This window comes from Chitinilyticum piscinae, from assembly GCF_015223195.1.
GTDB lineage: Bacteria > Pseudomonadota > Gammaproteobacteria > Burkholderiales > Chitinibacteraceae > Chitinilyticum > Chitinilyticum piscinae.
In genome coordinates this window covers 39457-55518 of sequence record NZ_JADFUA010000003.1, presented here as the reverse complement: position 1 = coordinate 55518, position 16062 = coordinate 39457, and the positions used below count along the sequence as shown (strand labels likewise).

16 protein-coding genes are annotated in these 16062 nt (G+C 58.6%); 11 read left to right on the top strand and 5 right to left on the bottom strand.

Annotated elements, in window-relative coordinates:
- The first annotated feature begins 3 nt into the window (after positions 1-3).
- From secY to rplQ, 8 genes are read left to right on the top strand one after another with little or no spacing between them, the layout of a single operon-like run.
- Positions 4-1308: a preprotein translocase subunit SecY gene (gene secY, locus INR99_RS06195; RefSeq protein WP_308431455.1), complete on the top strand. Its 1305-nt coding sequence runs from the start codon at positions 4-6 to the stop codon at positions 1306-1308.
- A 15-nt stretch (positions 1309-1323) separates the two neighbouring features.
- Entirely contained in the window at positions 1324-1542 is a 219-nt protein-coding gene (infA, locus tag INR99_RS06190) for a translation initiation factor IF-1 (protein ID WP_194115465.1), read from the top strand.
- Between the two features lie 35 nt (positions 1543-1577).
- Positions 1578-1691 (top strand): 50S ribosomal protein L36, encoded by a 114-nt coding sequence (rpmJ, locus tag INR99_RS06185; protein ID WP_018748524.1) that lies wholly within the window; start codon positions 1578-1580, stop codon positions 1689-1691.
- 59 nt (positions 1692-1750) lie between these two features.
- Complete coding sequence (gene rpsM / locus INR99_RS06180) at positions 1751-2113, top strand: 30S ribosomal protein S13 (protein ID WP_194115464.1); 363 nt, start codon at positions 1751-1753, stop codon at positions 2111-2113.
- 14 nt (positions 2114-2127) lie between these two features.
- A complete protein-coding gene (rpsK, locus tag INR99_RS06175; protein ID WP_028452728.1) occupies positions 2128-2520 on the top strand; it encodes a 30S ribosomal protein S11 in 393 nt (130 codons plus the stop codon).
- A 14-nt stretch (positions 2521-2534) separates the two neighbouring features.
- Positions 2535-3155: a 30S ribosomal protein S4 gene (gene rpsD / locus INR99_RS06170; RefSeq protein WP_194115463.1), complete on the top strand. Its 621-nt coding sequence runs from the start codon at positions 2535-2537 to the stop codon at positions 3153-3155.
- A gap of 35 nt (positions 3156-3190) precedes the next feature.
- The gene (locus tag INR99_RS06165) at positions 3191-4174 is read left to right on the top strand and encodes a DNA-directed RNA polymerase subunit alpha (RefSeq protein ID WP_194115462.1); all 984 of its coding nucleotides are present in this window, start codon (positions 3191-3193) and stop codon (positions 4172-4174) included.
- Positions 4175-4202: 28 nt separating this feature from the next.
- Entirely contained in the window at positions 4203-4592 is a 390-nt protein-coding gene (gene rplQ / locus INR99_RS06160) for a 50S ribosomal protein L17 (protein ID WP_194115461.1), read from the top strand.
- Between the two features lie 268 nt (positions 4593-4860).
- On the opposite strand, the gene murJ is transcribed toward rplQ, so the two are convergent.
- Positions 4861-6402 (bottom strand): murein biosynthesis integral membrane protein MurJ, encoded by a 1542-nt coding sequence (gene murJ, locus INR99_RS06155; RefSeq protein ID WP_194115460.1) that lies wholly within the window; start codon positions 6400-6402, stop codon positions 4861-4863.
- A 179-nt stretch (positions 6403-6581) separates the two neighbouring features.
- Between murJ and rpsT the strand changes: the two genes are divergently transcribed.
- Positions 6582-6848, top strand: a complete 267-nt coding sequence (gene rpsT, locus INR99_RS06150; protein ID WP_194115459.1) for a 30S ribosomal protein S20 — start codon at positions 6582-6584, stop codon at positions 6846-6848.
- 72 nt (positions 6849-6920) lie between these two features.
- Here rpsT and INR99_RS06145 read toward each other — a convergent pair whose 3' ends face one another.
- Positions 6921-7286 (bottom strand): hypothetical protein, encoded by a 366-nt coding sequence (locus INR99_RS06145; RefSeq protein WP_194115458.1) that lies wholly within the window; start codon positions 7284-7286, stop codon positions 6921-6923.
- Between the two features lie 133 nt (positions 7287-7419).
- Here INR99_RS06145 and INR99_RS06140 point away from each other — a divergent pair, with 133 nt between their 5' ends.
- Complete coding sequence (locus INR99_RS06140) at positions 7420-8532, top strand: response regulator (protein ID WP_194115457.1); 1113 nt, start codon at positions 7420-7422, stop codon at positions 8530-8532.
- Here INR99_RS06140 and INR99_RS06135 read toward each other — a convergent pair.
- The 3 genes from INR99_RS06135 to INR99_RS06125 form a co-directional block, all read right to left on the bottom strand.
- Positions 8529-10322: a GGDEF domain-containing protein gene (locus INR99_RS06135; protein WP_194115456.1), complete on the bottom strand. Its 1794-nt coding sequence runs from the start codon at positions 10320-10322 to the stop codon at positions 8529-8531. The genes INR99_RS06140 and INR99_RS06135 overlap by 4 nt on opposite strands.
- Positions 10323-10432: 110 nt before the next feature.
- A complete protein-coding gene (locus INR99_RS06130; RefSeq protein ID WP_194115455.1) occupies positions 10433-12046 on the bottom strand; it encodes an NAD+ synthase in 1614 nt (537 codons plus the stop codon).
- 90 nt (positions 12047-12136) lie between these two features.
- Positions 12137-15136: a DNA translocase FtsK gene (locus INR99_RS06125; protein WP_228098124.1), complete on the bottom strand. Its 3000-nt coding sequence runs from the start codon at positions 15134-15136 to the stop codon at positions 12137-12139.
- Positions 15137-15307: 171 nt separating this feature from the next.
- Between INR99_RS06125 and INR99_RS06120 the strand changes: the two genes are divergently transcribed.
- Positions 15308-16051 carry an LOG family protein gene (locus tag INR99_RS06120; RefSeq protein WP_194115454.1) on the top strand — a complete coding sequence of 248 codons (744 nt, stop codon included), beginning with the start codon at positions 15308-15310 and terminating at the stop codon, positions 16049-16051.
- The last annotated feature ends 11 nt before the right edge of the window (positions 16052-16062 follow it).

Below are 16062 nucleotides of genomic sequence, written 5' to 3'. Positions count from 1 at the left end.
AACGTGGCTAATCCCGTGCAAGCAGCAACTGGAAAGTTTGCTGATTTAAAGAAGCGTATTTGGTTCCTTATCGGGGCTCTGATTGTTTATCGTATCGCAGCGCATATTCCTGTGCCGGGTATTAACCCTGCTGAGTTGGCGCGAATTTTCGATAGCTCTCAGACTGGCCTGCTGAATATGTTCAACATGTTTAGCGGTGGTGCGCTCGAGCGATTTACCGTGATCGCTATCGGGATTATGCCGTACATTTCTGCGTCGATTATTTTGCAGCTCGCCGCAGAAGTGCTGCCCAATCTGAAGCAGCTGAAGAAAGAGGGTGAGCAAGGTCGGAGAAAAATCACACAATACACCCGCTATGCAACGGTCTTGCTTGCGACATTCCAGAGTCTCGGTGTTGCGTCAATGCTGTTGAAGCAGCCTGGTCTGGTTGTGATTCCTTCTGGCCTGTTCATTTTCCTTGCGGTTGTTACCTTGGTTACCGGCACAATGTTCCTGATGTGGCTTGGGGAGCAGATTACCGAGCGTGGTATTGGTAATGGTATCTCCATCATCATCTGTGCTGGTATTGCGGCTGGCGTACCTAATGCAATCATCAAGACCATGACCCTTGCGGGTCAGGGGCAGCTGCCATATCTGCTTGTCCTTGTTCTGTTTGTTGGCGTTGCATTGCTGACAGCTGGTGTGGTCTTTGTTGAGCGTGGTCAGCGCAAGGTCCCTGTTCACTATGCCAAGCGTCAGGTTGGTAATCGTGTGATGCAGGCGCAGAGTACACATCTGCCCCTCAAGGTAAATATGGCCGGTGTTATTCCGCCGATTTTTGCCTCTTCCATTATTCTGTTCCCGGCTACCGTGCTGTCTTGGACTGGGAATAGTGAAAAACTGAGTTTCCTGAAGTCTGTCGGCGACATGCTTCATCCCGGACAGCCGCTGTATGTATTTCTCTACGCTGCTGCCATCATTTTCTTCTGTTTTTTCTATACGGCTCTGGTCTTCAGTCCCAAAGAGACTGCAGATAATCTGAAGAAAAGCGGAGCAATGATCCCGGGTTACCGTCCTGGTGAGCATACTGCCAAGTACATTGAGAAGCTCATTCTTAAGTTGACCCTGATTGGTGCTATCTACATCACCGTCATTTGTCTTATTCCTGAGTTCTTGATTCTGAAGTGGAATGTACCGTTCTACTTCGGTGGAACATCGCTGCTGATCATGGTGGTGGTGACAATGGACTTCATGGCGCAGATGCAGTCCTATGTACTGTCTCATCAGTACGAGGGCTTGCTGAAGAAAGCAAACTTCAAGGGTAGCTAGGACGCTAACTGAGTCATGGCGAAAGAAGACGTCATTCAGATGCAGGGCGAGGTGTTGGAAACGTTGCCGAATGCAACGTTTCGCATCAAGCTCGAAAACGGACATGTGGTCCTTGGTCATATCTCCGGCAAGATGCGGATGCATTACATCCGCATTCTGCCAGGTGATAAGGTTACAGTGGAGTTGACCCCCTATGACCTGAGCAAGGCCCGCATCGTATTCCGGGCTAAGTAAGTCCGGAATTTCATTTTGATCGAAAAGGAAAGACGATGAGAGTTCAAGCATCGGTCAAGAAGATCTGCCGTAACTGCAAGATCATCCGCCGCAACCGTGTTGTGCGTGTGATTTGTACAGATCCGCGGCACAAGCAACGCCAGGGCTGATTGAGTCAATCTGCTTCTGGTGGTAGAATCCACCTCTTTTTCAACCTGGGGTAAGAAATATGGCCCGTATTGCTGGGGTTAATATTCCTAATCATCAGCATACTGTGATCGGCCTGCAGGCTATTTATGGTATCGGTCGCACTCGCGCTTATGCGGTTTGTGCGGCAGCTACCATTGAGCCTAGCAAAAAGGTTAAGGATCTCAGTGAAGCTGAACTCGATAAACTGCGTGACGAAGTCGGCAAGTACACCGTTGAAGGTGACCTGCGCCGCGAAGTGACCATGAGCATCAAGCGTCTTATGGACCTTGGTTGCTACCGTGGTTTCCGTCACCGCAAAGGTCTGCCGGTTCGCGGTCAACGCACTCGCACCAATGCACGTACTCGCAAGGGTCCGCGCAAGGCGATTGCCGGCAAGAAGTAATTAAGGACTGAATAATGGCTAAAGCAAACACAGTACGTGTACGTAAGAAAGTCAAGAAGAGTGTGTCCGAAGGCATCGTGCATGTGCACGCTTCCTTCAACAACACAATCATTACCATCACCGATCGCCAAGGGAATGCTTTGTCTTGGGCTACCTCGGGTGGTGCTGGTTTTAAGGGCTCTCGTAAAAGTACACCTTTTGCCGCTCAGGTAGCTGCAGAAGCCGCTGGTAAAGTTGCCCAAGAATACGGTGTTAAGAACCTCGAAGTTCGCATCAAGGGTCCGGGTCCGGGTCGTGATTCCGCTGTGCGCGCACTGAACGCACTCGGCTTCAAGATCACCAGCATCTCGGATGTGACGCCCATTCCGCACAACGGCTGCCGTCCGCCGAAGAAGCGTCGTATCTAATCCCGGAGTAAGTTATGGCACGTTATATTGGACCCAAGTGCAAACTCGCACGTCGCGAAGGTACTGATCTTTTCCTGAAGAGTGCTCGCCGTTCTCTGGACAGCAAGTGCAAGCTGGAACAAGCCCCAGGCCAGCATGGCGCAAAGACTCCGCGTCTGTCTGACTTCGGTGTGCACCTGCGTGAAAAGCAGAAGATCCGTCGCATTTATGGCGTACTGGAACGTCAGTTCCGTCGCTACTTCGAAGAAGCTGCTCGTCGCAAGGGCTCCACAGGTGAAAACCTGCTGAAGCTGCTCGAGTCGCGTCTGGACAATGTTGTCTACCGCATGGGTTTTGGCTCTACTCGCGCCGAATCCCGTCAGCTCGTATCCCACAAGGCCATTACTGTTAATGGCCAAGTTGTGAACATTCCGTCTTACTCGGTTAAGGCTGGTGATGTTGTTGCCGTTCGTGAAAAGGCCAAGAAGCAGGCTCGCGTAGCCGAAGCTCTGTCGCTGGCTGAAGGTATCGGCTTCCCTGGCTGGGTACAGGTTGACAGCAAAAAAATGGAAGGTGTGTTCAAGAGCGCACCGGAGCGTTCCGATCTGTCCAGCGATATCAATGAATCGCTGGTGGTGGAATACTATTCCAAGTAATAACCTGACCCCGGTAAGGCAAGGGATACTGACTTATGCAAACTAACACAAACGAGTTGCTCAAGCCTCGCATCATTGATGTGCAAGCTCAGGGTCCAGCTCACGCGAAAGTCGTGATGGAACCGTTTGAGCGCGGCTATGGCCACACGCTTGGTAATGCTCTGCGCCGGATTCTGCTCTCGTCGATGACGGGCTATGCCCCCACCGAAGTGAAAATCGAAGGTGTGGTGCATGAGTATTCGGCTCTGGATGGTGTTCAGGAAGATGTCGTCGACATTCTGCTGAATCTGAAGGGCGTTGTACTCAAGCTGCATGGTCGGGAATCTGTAACGCTGAACCTCGTCAAGGATGGTGAAGGTGTCGTGACGGCGGCTGATATCCAGTTGCCGCATGATGTCGAAGTCATCAACCCGGAGCACGTCATCGCGCACCTGTCTGCAGGGGGCAAGCTGGCGATGGAAATCAAGGTCGAATCCGGCCGCGGTTACCAGCCTGCTCCGGCACGTCTTGACAAGGAAGAGGGCCGAACCATTGGCAATATCGTGTTGGACGCTTCGTTCAGCCCGATCCGTCGTGTCAGCTATCAAGTTGAAAGTGCACGCGTAGAGCAGCGCACTGATCTTGACAAGCTGGTTATCGATGTGGAAACCAATGGCATCATCGAGCCTGAAGAAGCCGTTCGCCAAGCCGCACGCATGCTGATTGACCAGCTGTCGGTATTTGCTGACCTGGAAGGTACTCCGGTTGAAGAACCGGCGCCGCAAGCTCCGCAGATCGATCCGATCCTGCTGCGTCCGGTAGATGATCTTGAGCTGACAGTGCGCTCCGCGAACTGTCTGAAGGCCGAGAATATCTATTACATTGGCGACCTGATCCAGCGTACTGAAACCGAGCTGCTGAAGGCCCCGAACCTCGGTCGCAAGTCCTTGAATGAAATCAAGGAAGTGCTGGCCTCCAAGGGTCTCAGCCTGGGCATGCGTCTTGAAAATTGGCCTCCGGTCGGCTTGGAAAAGCCCTGATCGTTGGTTAAAGCTAAGGAACTGACAAATGCGTCACCGTCTTTCTAATCGCAAACTGAATCGCACGACGTCGCACCGTCTGGCGATGCTGCGCAACCTGGCTAATGCCCTGTTGCGCCACGAGATGATCAAGACCACTCTGCCGAAGGCCAAAGAACTGCGCCGCGTTGCAGAGCCTCTGATCACTCTGGGTAAGAAGCCGTCGCTGGCTAACCGCCGCCTGGCATTCTCCCGTACCCGTGATCGTGATATCGTGGTCAAGCTGTTCGACGTTCTGGGCCCGCGCTATGCGGCCCGTAACGGTGGCTACCTGCGTATCATGAAGTGCGGCTTCCGCGTTGGTGACAACGCTCCGATGGCCTACGTTGAACTCGTGGATCGTCCGGACGAAGCTGAAGTAGTAGCTGCTGCCGAGTAATCGGTGCCGCTAGAAAAAACGCCTGCAACTGCAGGCGTTTTTTTTGTCTTGTACATGGATGGCGGCATTCAGGTATCGACTGGTACCGATTGGCTGACTCGCACGTGCACGTTGGCTTGGATGTGGTTTTGGCTGCTTCAGGTATCATTTTGCGAACAGCGAAAATCAAGGCTTCTAAACATATACGGCTTGCCGTATATGGTGTGGAATGCCTGTTAAGAATAGTGCGCTTGCCGTTGGGGTGATATTATTCTGCGAGATGTTCTGCTCAGCGAGTAGTGCGCCGGAAGTCTTTCAGCTTGAATCCGAGCAGAAACAAGCTGCCTAGATAGACTATGGCACCTGTGCTCACCAACGCGGTCAGCCCTCCGGCTCGCCACCAGCGACTCATAATGGTGAAGTCCGGCAGAATTTTTTGCAGTAACACGAGCGTTGTGGCCATGCAGATACTGGCCAGTGCCAGTTTCAGCAGAAATGCTCCCCACTTCGCTTGCGGTTGATACAGGTTTTTGACTCTGAGACCGCGATATAGCAGCCATGCGTTCAGGCATTGACCGAGCGCGATGCCGAGTGTAAGTCCCGCGTGTTTGAATGGCAGCAATGTTATGAACAGGATGTTGAGCGCGAGTGTGCTGGCAAGCGCCATGCAGGCAATGCGAACAGGCGTGCGGATATCCTTGCGGGCGTAAAAGCCGGGTGCCAGTATTTTTACCAGAATCATACCCATTAGCCCGATGCTGTATCCGAGCAATGCCTGCTGGGTCATCGCTGCGTCATGCACGGTGAATTTTCCACTCTGAAAGACGGTCAGGATCAGTGGTCCGGCCAGCAGTCCGAGGCCAATGGTTGCGGGTACGCACAGCAGCAGGCATAGGCGCAGCCCCCAGTCGAGCAGGCGTGAGTATTCATCCGGATCGTCATTCGCGACGCTTTTGGAGAGGCTTGGCAGAAGGATTGTGCCTAGAGCCACCCCGAGCACTCCGACTGGGAACTCCATCAGACGGTCTGCGTAGAAGATCCACGAAATACTCCCGGACTCGAGAAATGAGGCCAGATTCGAATTGATGAGGATGCTGATCTGTGCGACCGATACCGCGAAGAGGGCGGGCAGCATGTTCGTCATCACCTGCCGTACACCGCTATCCCGCAAATCGAGCCTGGGGCGTACCAGCATGCCGCAACGTGCAAGCCAGGGTAACTGGAACGCGAGCTGAATCACGCCTCCGATAATGACCGCTGCTGCTAATGCATAAATGGGTTGCTGCAGATGTGGGGCTAGAAAAATGGCGCAAACGATAAAAGACAGGTTGAGTAGTGTGGGTACAAACGCCGGTATCGAGAATTTGTTCCAGGTGTTCAGAATACTGCCGACGAAGGATGCGAGCGAAATGAGCAGAATGTAAGGAAAGATCCAGCGTAGCAGGTCGGTGGCCAAGGCGAATTTCGCAGGGTCATGACTGAATCCAGCAGCGGACAGGTAGATGACTGCGGGGGCTGCGAGTATTCCGATGGCTGTAATGATGACCAGCGCCAGGGTGAGTGCGCCAGCGATCTTTGCGATGAACTCACGCGTGGCTTCTTCACCCTGCCGGGTTTTGTGTTCGGCCAAAATCGGGACAAACGCTTGTGAAAATGCGCCTTCGGCAAAAATGCGGCGCAGTAGGTTGGGTAGCTTGAAGGCTGTGAAAAAAACATCGGTTGCTGTGCCAGCGCCGAATGTATGGGATATGATCATCTCCCTGACCAGCCCCAGTATTCTGGAGATCATGGTCATGGAGCTAACTGCGGCGAGTGATCGGAGCAAATTCATCAGTGCCTCACAAAGTTGGCAGGATGATACGCCAAAGCGCTGTTCTTGGCGCTGGCTGCAGACATTGCTTGCATTTGCCCGAGGGAGCCGCTATCATCGCGGGTTTCCGAGTCTGTGTAGTCGGCCGCATACCGCAGGTCCGGCCGGGACACAAATTTCATATATTCAGGAGTTTTACCATGGCAAACAGCGCCCAAGCTCGCAAGCGTGCGCGTCAGGCTGAAGTAGCCCGCCAGCACAACGCCAGCCAGCGTTCCGCTTTCCGCACCGCGATCAAGAAGGTGCTGAAGGCTATCGAAGCCGGTGACCAGGCTGCCGCCAAGACCGTCTTCCAGGAATCCGTCAGCGTGATTGACCGTATCGCTGACAAGAAGATTTTCCACAAGAACAAGGCTGCTCGTCACAAGAGCCGTCTGTCTGCTGCAATCAAGGCAATGGCTGCCTGATCAGCAACGTTCTCGTGCAAATAAAAGCCCCGCGATGCGGGGCTTTTATTTTTGGCTAATCCGGCAAGCTGCTCAATGGCGAAGTGTCGGCGATCCGAGTCTGAATTTCTGCATGACCGTACGATAGTGACTCTCGTCTAGTACATAGAGCTTCCCGTCAGGCGCTTCGTGCGGAGCAAGGTCAAAACTCAGGCGGGTGAAGCGGCCAATGCCATGCCAGATCGCTGCAGCTATGCGCTCGATAAACCAATCCGGCGACTCGCCGGTATCGATGGCGGCCTCGTGCTGCAAAGACAGTAGCGCAACCAGCTCGCCGCAAAACTGGCGCTGGATAAAGCTGGGGCTCTGCCACTGTAGGCGAATGGCCTCCAGAGCACGCTCGCATTCTGTGGTACTCAGCATCGCGATGCTGAGGCGCAGGCGGTATGTGGTGGGCATGATGCGGTGCCCCTTGGCTGTTGATGGACTGAGACTACCGCAAAAACTTGGAAGATGATAGCTGGAGCATTCGGGTGTGACCGTGCGTCGGATTGTGCTAGATTGGCAAGGACGCGTACAGGAAGGCATTGAGATGACCGCAACGCAAGATCTGAACCATCGTCCTCGCATTCTCATCGTTGATGATTCGCGCATCGTGCGGGCGACGATACGCAAGCACCTGGGTGAGGCCTACGACCTGATCGAGGAGGCGGATGGCGAGGCCGGCTGGCGACGCCTGCAGTCCGATGAGGAGGTGAGTCTGCTCATTTCCGATCTGACCATGCCGGAACTCGATGGCCTGGGCTTGCTGTCGCGAATCCGTGAACAGCCGGAGGCGCGCTACCGGCACCTGCCCATCATCATCATTTCGGGCGAAGAGGACGAAGAAACCCGGCAGCGTTGTGTCGATCGCGGTGCCAATGATTTTGTGAGCAAGTCAGCGGATCGCAGCGAAATGCTGGCGCGGGTGAAGGCCAACCTGGAGTTGGCCATTACCCGCCGCGAACTCGATGCCAGTCGTGCGCTGCAGGAGCAGCAGGCGCTGACCGATCAGACCACCGGTGTAGGCTCTACCAATCTGCTGATGCTGCAACTTGAGCAATCTCTGGCGTTCGCCTTGCGGCATAACGGCGAAGTCACCCTGATCCTGCTGGAGGTCGATCATTTCCAGGGACTGCGCGACAAGATGGGTGAACGCGCCTCCCAGCAGATGCTGGCATTGCTGGCCAAGCTGCTCGAAGCCAAGCTGCGTCGGGAGGATACGCTGGCGTTTCTCGATGGTGCCAAATTTGCGGTCGTTTCGCCGGCGACTACGCTGACCGAAGCGCGTACGCTCGCGGAGCGCTTGCGTCTGGCACTTGCCAATGCCCGCATCAATTTCCGTTCCGAACAACTGCACATCAGCGGCAGTTTTTCGGTTGCCAATTCTTGGCATGATGATGCGCAATCGGCGACCGCTTTGATTGGCGTCGCAACCAGCCGTTTGCATGGCGAGAGCGGCAGTGACCGGGTCATCATGCCGGATGTCACTGCTGTACGTACGGCGACGCCGCTTGTCGCCGAGGCCCTGGTAATGCTGCATAAGGGTATGCATGCAGAGGTCCGGGATCACCTGCCTTCCTTGATGCATACCCTCCTGCCCTTGCTCGAGCTCGCCAATGAGGAAATGCAACTGGGCTGGTCGCTGGAGCGCTTGCGCGGTTAGGCGGCGATTGGCGCCTGCACGAGGCTTGCCGCCGTGCGGCAATCTGTGTGCTGGCGCCGTTCGATAAACAGCGAGCTGCCCTGTTCGCGCTTGGCCATGCTTTTCGCTGAGCTGGCGGCGCTGGCAACCTCCAGATGCGAGTGGAACAATCCACCCTGAATGGTGACCGCGCCCAATGACAGGCTGACCAGTGGGTGCCAGACCTGCTGGTTGTTGCGGTCGTGTGAAATATAGCCGCCGGCGCGCCAGTGTTCTTGCTGTACCACGGCGCGCAGCAGCTGGGCAAAATCATTCAGGCAGGCCTGGCAGCGCTCCTGCCAGTCAGCACTCTGCAATACCAGGACAAAATCGTCACCGCCAATGTGGCCGATGAAGTCGTCTTCCGTCGCTGCAAGTTGTTGCAGCAGTTCGCCGGTCATTCTGAGCAATTCATCGCCGCTGGCATAGCCATAAAGATCGTTGAACGGCTTGAAGTGATCCAGGTCTGCGTAGATGACTACAAAGCTCTGCGCGTCATCCAGCAGGCTCTGGATGTGCTCCTGAATTGGCCGGTTGCCCGGTAGTCCGGTCAGCGGATTGGCATAGCGCGCGGCCGTAATCTGCAGCTCCGTAATGGCGCGCATCAGATCCCGGCCGGTGCCCATTCCCAGGTAACGCCCCTGATCGGTCAGGATAAAACCATCGGCCAGATGCCGGTGTTCGCCCGAGCTGACGATGAGCGAGAGCTCCTGCAGACTGAGGGTGTGCTCGACTTGCAGTGGCGTCGTATCCATCAATGTTGCGCAGGGGCGCTGGCCATGCAGTTCCCGTCCGTATGGACGGGCAAACAGATTCAGCAGGTCCTGGCGCTTGAGTAGTCCGACTGGCCGGCCGCCATCGATTACCGGCAGGCCTTGCAGCTCGTCGTAGCGGGCAAACAATTCCGCCGCTATGGTGTTGCTAACTTCCGGGGTCACCGTCGGTACCTGTACCAGCAAGCTGCCCGCAGTCATGGCCGAGCGGCTGGCCAGGCGCGGCTTGGCCAGATCGTGATAACCCAGTGCGCCGGCAGGCCGGGGCTGGGGTTTGCCCAGCAGGTAACCCTGGCCGAGGCTGATGCCGATACGCCGGACTTCATCCAGTTCATGGCTGGTCTCGATGCCCTCGGCAATCACCTGGGTGCCGGTGTTCAGTGCAATATGCTGGATGGAGCGGACGAACTGGCGTTTCTGGGCATCACTATTGAGGCCCTGAATGAAGTACTTGTCGATCTTGACGAATTCGGGTTTCAGCTCCGACCAGCGCCGCAGCGAGGAAAACCCTTCACCCAGATCATCCAGCGCAATGCGGAAGCCCTGGCTGCGATACTGCCGTACGGCAGTGAGCAGTGCCTCATAGCAGGCGATCGGCTGGGTTTCGGTGAGCTCGATGACCACGCGCTGGGCGGGCAGCCCGTATTCCTGCAGCAGCGCGAGCGTTTCGCCGGGCCGGTAGGACGGCGGAATGAGGCATTGTGGGTTGATGTTGAGGAACAGCTTGCCGGGCAGGCCGGCAGTGGCAAAGGCCCGGATAATGGTGTGCCGGCACGCCCGATCCAGTTCGGGTAGCAGGGCGCAGCGCTCCGCGGCCTGAAAAAGCGCGAGCGGGCTGTGCAGATCGCTGTCGGTCGGGCCGCGGATCAGGCCTTCGTAGCCGAAAATGCGCCCCTCATGCAGTGCGGCGATCGGCTGGAACAGGGCGGACAGGCGTTGCTCGTGCAGGATGGCGAGCAGGGTGCTACGGATGGCGTCGGCGCTGGCAGTGGTGCTCATACCCTCGGAGATGTCACGGAACTGTAAGACCTTACAGTAGCAAATGCCGGTGACAGTCCGATGACATGCCGGGTGCATAGGCATCCCGGCGTGTCACTAGAGGAAAACCCTTAGGCCAGATAGTGGCTGGTGATCGGCATGCGCCAGTCCTTGCCGAAGGCCCGCTGGGTGACCTTGGGGCCGACCGGTGCCTGGCGGCGTTTATATTCGTTGATCTTCAAGAGGCGCACGACCTTCTTCACGTCGGCTTCCGGATAGCCTGCCGCGATAATGTCGGCGATGCTGCGGTTTTCCTCGACATACATGGCGAGGATGGCATCCAGCACTGCATAATCCGGCAGGCTGTCCTGGTCTTTCTGGTCCGGGCGCAGCTCGGCCGACGGCGGGCGGGTGATGATGCGTTCGGGAATCACGCTGGCCTGCTGGTAGGCGCTGGTCTGGTTGCGCCAGTTGGACAGGCGGTACACCAGCGTTTTCGCCACATCCTTCAGCACGGCAAAGCCACCGGCCATATCACCGTACAGCGTGGCGTAGCCGGTGGTCATTTCCGACTTGTTGCCCGTGGTCAGCACGAGCTTGCCGGTCTTGTTCGACAGCGCCATCAGGAGCGTGCCCCGGATGCGGCTTTGCAGGTTTTCCTCGGTCGTGTCCATCTCACGGCCGGCGAATTCATTCGCCAGCCCGGCCATGAATGCTTCATACATCGGCCAGATTTCGATTTCGGAATACTTGCAGCCAAGGCGCGCGATCATCTCGCGCGAATCGTCGACGGAAATATCGGCGGTGTAGCGCGACGGCATCATCACTGCATGCACCTTGTCGGCGCCGAGCGCGTCGCAGGCAATCGCCAGCGTCAGTGCCGAATCGATACCGCCCGACAAGCCCAGCAGCACGCCGGGGAAGCCGTTCTTGCCTATGTAATCCCGCACGCCGAGCACCAGCGCGCGATACACGGCTTCTTCGTCGGCGAGATCGTCCGCGCGGCTGGCCGCCTGCAGGTCGCCAGCCACGTAGTCGAGCAGCAGCTGCTCGCTGGCAAAGCCGGCGGCCTGCGCCACCACCTCGCCGGCCTTGTTCAGCGCGAAGGACTGGCCGTCGAATACCAGTTCGTCCTGGCTGCCGACCAGATTGCAGTAGGCGATGGCCATGCCGGTTTCCTCGACGCGCTCGCGTACCACCTGCTGGCGGGTGGCTTCCTTGGCACGGTGGAAGGGCGAGGCATTCAGCACCAGCAGCAGTTCGGCGCCTTCATCGGCAGCGGCGGCCGCCGGCTCGGTGTCCCAGATGTCCTCGCAGATTGCGACCCCGACCTTCGTGCCGCCCTGCTCGAAGACCAGCGGCGCAAAGCCGGGGGTGAAGTAGCGCACCTCATCGAACACCGCGTCGTTGGGCAGCAGCATTTTTTCATAGCGCCCCAGCACATTGCCGTCGCGAATGACGGTTGCCGCATTGAAGACCTCGTCACCGGCAGCATGCGGATGACCGACGACCAGCGTGATGCCGTCCAGCCGGTCGATGAATTCGCCGAGTTTCTGTTTGCACTCCGCCAGAAAGCTCGGGCGCAGCAGCAGGTCTTCCGGCGGGTAGCCGGTGAGCGCCAGTTCGGGCGTGACGATGATGTCGGCGCCAGCGGCGCGGGCGGCCTCAGCGGCGGCGAAAATCAGCGCGGTATTGCCGGCGAGGTCGCCGACGACGGGGTTGATCTGGGCAAGGGCGAGTTTCATCGGGCTGCTCCATGCAGTTAATGCTGCATAGTGGGTATCGGGCTGTAGGCCATTTTTTTGATGGCATACGGGTGTATATGGGCTTGGGTATTACTCGCGCGACGGCACCAGCACCGTGCGGTTGCCGTTGCTTTCCATCGGGCTCACCAGTCCGGCGGCTTCCATCTGCTCGATCAGTCGCGCGGCACGGTTGTAGCCGATCCGTAGCTGCCGCTGCACGCTGGAGATCGATGCCCGGCGGCTTTTCAGCACGAAGCCCACGGCTTCGTCATACAGCGGGTCGCTTTCATCGCTACCTTCACCACCGCCAGCCGATCCGCCCGCTGCGCTTTCGGCCTCAAAGCCGCCATTGAGGATGCCGTCGACGTAATCCGGTTCACCGAACTGCTTCAGGTATTCGACCACATGATGCACCTCGTCGTCGGCCACAAAGGCGCCGTGTACGCGCTGCGGGTAGCCGGTACCCGGCGGCAGGTAGAGCATGTCGCCCTGACCCAGCAGCGCCTCCGCGCCCATCTGGTCGAGAATCGTGCGGCTGTCCACTTTGCTCGACACCTGAAACGCGATGCGCGTTGGGATATTGGCCTTGATCAGCCCGGTGATCACGTCCACCGACGGCCGCTGGGTGGCGAGGATCAGGTGGATGCCGGCCGCGCGCGCCTTCTGCGCCAAACGGGCGATCAATTCCTCGATCTTCTTGCCGGCCACCATCATCAGGTCGGCAAACTCGTCGACTACCACCACGATGAAGGGCAGGTGCTCCAGCGGCTCCGGATTATCCGGCGTCAGTGTGAATGGGTTGGTGAGCTTCTGGCCCTGCTTTTCCGCGTCCTTGATCTTGGCGTTGTAGCCGGCCAGATTGCGCACGCCGAGATGGCTCATCAGCCGGTAGCGCTTTTCCATCTCCGCCACGCACCAGTTCAGCGCATTGGCCGCCAGTTTCATGTCGGTGACGACCGGCGCCAGCAGGTGCGGGATGTTGTCGTAGATGGACAGCTCCAGCATCTTCGGGTCGATCATGATGAAGCGCACTTCGTCCGGCGTCGCCTTATAGAGCATCGACAGGATCATCGCGTTCACGCCGACCGACTTGCCCGAGCCGGTGGTGCCGGCGACCAAGAGGTGCGGCGCCTTGGCCAGATCGGTGACGATGGGCTTGCCGGTGATGTCCTTGCCGAGCGCCAGGGTGAGTTTGGAGTGCGAGCCGGCGAACACCTCATCGCGCAGGATTTCCGAGAGGCGGATCATCTGCCGGGTCGGGTTCGGCAACTCCAGTCCCATGCAGGTCTTGCCGGGGATGGTTTCCACCACGCGGATCGACACCAGCCCCAGCGCGCGGGCCAAATCCTTCATCAGGTTGACGATCTGGCTGCCGCGCACGCCAGTGGCCGGCTCGATTTCGTAGCGGGTGACGACGGGGCCAGCGATGGCGTCGAGTACGCTGGCTTTCACCTTGAACTCGGCGAGCTTTTCTTCGATGACGATGCCACGCTCGATCAGCTCGTCATCGCTCATGCGCAGCAATTGCTGACTGGCGGCCTGCAGCAGATCCAGCGGCGGCAGGATGCTGTCGTCGTAGTAATGTCGCGGCAGCAGGCTGGTCACCGGAGGGGGGGGGGGCGACACGGCCGGTGTAGCCTGTTCGATCAGGGTGAAGACCGGTGTGTGTTCGGTGGCGGGCTTGTCAAAGGCCGGTGCCTGCGGGGTAGCGATGGCTGGCGGGGGTTGAATGGCGATGGGCTCCGGCTGGGCGATCGGCGTCGCGGCTTTGGGGGGTAGGAGTTCATCAATGGTGGGCCAGGGCGGAAGCAGCTCGGCGTCGTCTGTTGGCGGGGCCGGTTGGTGCACCTGTGGTTGTGACGGGTTCTCGCGAGCTTGTGCCAGTTCCGTTACGCCGGGGGAAGGTGGGTCGAGCGGGAGGTCATCGGGCAGGGCAGGAGGGGCGAGCTCCAGTGTCGCATGCGCCGGTGCGCTGATCAGATCGCCATACAGCGGAGGGGTGATCGGCTCTTGTGGCAGCAGGGCCAGCGGCGCAGGGAGCGGGGTGTCTACGACAGCCGTCTCTGCCTGCGAGGCCATGGCTTTGACCGATGTGATTTCCCGCTTCGGGGGTATCGGGCTGCTAGCTTTAATGGATGCCGCCGCAGACTTGACGGGGGTTGGGGTATTGGGTGTGCCCGGGCGGCGACCGTGGATTGCGTCCAGTCGCTGGCGTACCTCGCTGGGATCAATCAGTGGCAGGGTGGGCTGTGCGGCGGCGGAGGATCTGCTGGCCGGGGCGCTGCCGCGGCGGCTGCGGCTTACCTGTTCCATATTGCGGACGATCTGCTGGTGATCGATCAGCGGCAAGGGGCGACGCGGATGCGCGGGCTGTACTTCTTCCGGCTCGCCGTGCGGAGCGGGGCGTGCCAGTTCTGCCCGGGTAATCAGTGCCGGTTCGGGCTCGTTGCGCACCGCGGGTTGAGGGGGGAGTGGTGCAGGTGCGGGCGCAGCAGGTGCCAGTTGCTTGAGTGGTGGCGCTGTCGTGACGAGTGCTTGGGCCGGGGCGGCTGGCGGCAGGTCTTGAATGTGGCTAACGGGGATTTGGTTCTGCGTGCTGGGTGCGGGCGGCAGCGGGGGCTGGTCGCCGCCGGTGCCAAAGCGGGCCAGCAAGGAGTGGGTGGCGTCTTCGAATAGCAGGCCGACTGTTTCGGCGATCTGCGACCAGCTGCGCAGGCGCCAGAGCGGGATTGCGACAATCAGGGTGCCAAGCAGCAATAGCAGGCCGATGGCGCGAGTTGCCGCGCTGTGGCTGCCGGCGAGCCAGGCGGTCAGCAGTGGTTCGCCGCTGGTGCGCAGCAGGCCTTCACCGATCAGGATGCCGCAAAACAGGATCATTGCACCGCAGGCTGCGCGCCAGTCGTGGAAGCGTGCTTCCTGGTGCGGATAGGCGTGCTCGGCCAGGATGCCGGTCAGCAGCCAGCCACTCCAGCCCAGCCAGTGCTGGAGGCCCAGCCCCATGCAGACAACAAGAACCAGGCTGGCGGTCAGCCAGCCCCAGCGCGGGCGAGGGGGGCGAAGCGGTAATGGGGCGTGAGTCTCGACGGGCATGTGCGGCAGAGGCGCTTAAGCAACCCGACATTATCGCCGGCTCGGGGCTGCCTGCCAATCATCTGCCGCTACAGTAAGCTGGCAACTTGCCAGTGAGCTCACCAAGCGCCTACCATCGAAGAGAGGCTCGAGCAGGGGTTCGGGTCATCAACCTGGAAAAGAAGAGCAGCCATGATCAATTCCTATAACAAACCGATTGGCGTCATTGACGACGACGAGGCGCTCAGGATTGTCAGCAATGCCGTCTTGCGTCTCTGGGATACCGTGGACGAGCTGTCCCGTCTGCGTCCGGCGCATACTCCCGAATACCATGTCACCATTTTTGGCTCGGCGCGCATCCAGGAGGCCACGCCGGCCTATGAAGCCGTCAAGCAGCTGGCCAGCGAACTGGCGGCCATGGGCTGCCGCATCGTCACTGGCGGGGGGCCAGGGCTGATGCAGGCGGCCAATGAAGGAGCCTGCCATGGCGCGCCCGACCATCCGGAGGCGTCGGTGGGTATCCGCATTGATCTCGACTTCGAACAGGAGGTGAATGACTTTGTCGGCCACGTGTTCGAGCACAAAACCTTTTTCTCGCGGCTGCACCACTTCATCATGCGTTCCAATGCATTCATTGTGACACCGGGCGGAATCGGGACGCTGCTTGAGCTGTCGATGGTCTGGCAGCTATTGCAGGTGCGCAAGCTCTACGACACGCCACTGATCCTAGTCGGCGAAATGTGGCGCGAACTGGTCGATTGGGCCGATCTCTATATGGTCAAGAACGGCGCAGGCCTGGCCAGCCCGGTGGATATGCACATCCCGGTGGTGGTTGATACGGTAGAAGACGCGGTGGTGCTGATTCGCGAGCATCACGCCAAGTGGCTGGCAGTGGATCGCGAGCTCAAGCCCCAGCGGACTTCTCCGCCGCGCTGAAGGGCGCATGC

Excerpts from the sequence above, each read along its gene's own strand:
- infA (WP_194115465.1), top strand. The coding sequence starts at position 1,324 with ATGGCGAAAGAAGACGTCATTCAGATGCAGGGCGAGGTGTTGGAAACG.
- rpmJ (WP_018748524.1), top strand. The coding sequence starts at position 1,578 with ATGAGAGTTCAAGCATCGGTCAAGAAGATCTGCCGTAACTGCAAGATC.
- rpsM (WP_194115464.1), top strand. The coding sequence starts at position 1,751 with ATGGCCCGTATTGCTGGGGTTAATATTCCTAATCATCAGCATACTGTG.
- rpsK (WP_028452728.1), top strand. The coding sequence starts at position 2,128 with ATGGCTAAAGCAAACACAGTACGTGTACGTAAGAAAGTCAAGAAGAGT.
- rpsD (WP_194115463.1), top strand. The coding sequence starts at position 2,535 with ATGGCACGTTATATTGGACCCAAGTGCAAACTCGCACGTCGCGAAGGT.
- INR99_RS06165 (WP_194115462.1), top strand. The coding sequence starts at position 3,191 with ATGCAAACTAACACAAACGAGTTGCTCAAGCCTCGCATCATTGATGTG.
- rplQ (WP_194115461.1), top strand. The coding sequence starts at position 4,203 with ATGCGTCACCGTCTTTCTAATCGCAAACTGAATCGCACGACGTCGCAC.
- murJ (WP_194115460.1), bottom strand. The coding sequence starts at position 6,402 with ATGAATTTGCTCCGATCACTCGCCGCAGTTAGCTCCATGACCATGATC.
- rpsT (WP_194115459.1), top strand. The coding sequence starts at position 6,582 with ATGGCAAACAGCGCCCAAGCTCGCAAGCGTGCGCGTCAGGCTGAAGTA.
- INR99_RS06145 (WP_194115458.1), bottom strand. The coding sequence starts at position 7,286 with ATGCCCACCACATACCGCCTGCGCCTCAGCATCGCGATGCTGAGTACC.
- INR99_RS06140 (WP_194115457.1), top strand. The coding sequence starts at position 7,420 with ATGACCGCAACGCAAGATCTGAACCATCGTCCTCGCATTCTCATCGTT.
- INR99_RS06135 (WP_194115456.1), bottom strand. The coding sequence starts at position 10,322 with ATGAGCACCACTGCCAGCGCCGACGCCATCCGTAGCACCCTGCTCGCC.
- INR99_RS06130 (WP_194115455.1), bottom strand. The coding sequence starts at position 12,046 with ATGAAACTCGCCCTTGCCCAGATCAACCCCGTCGTCGGCGACCTCGCC.
- INR99_RS06125 (WP_228098124.1), bottom strand. The coding sequence starts at position 15,136 with ATGCCCGTCGAGACTCACGCCCCATTACCGCTTCGCCCCCCTCGCCCG.
- INR99_RS06120 (WP_194115454.1), top strand. The coding sequence starts at position 15,308 with ATGATCAATTCCTATAACAAACCGATTGGCGTCATTGACGACGACGAG.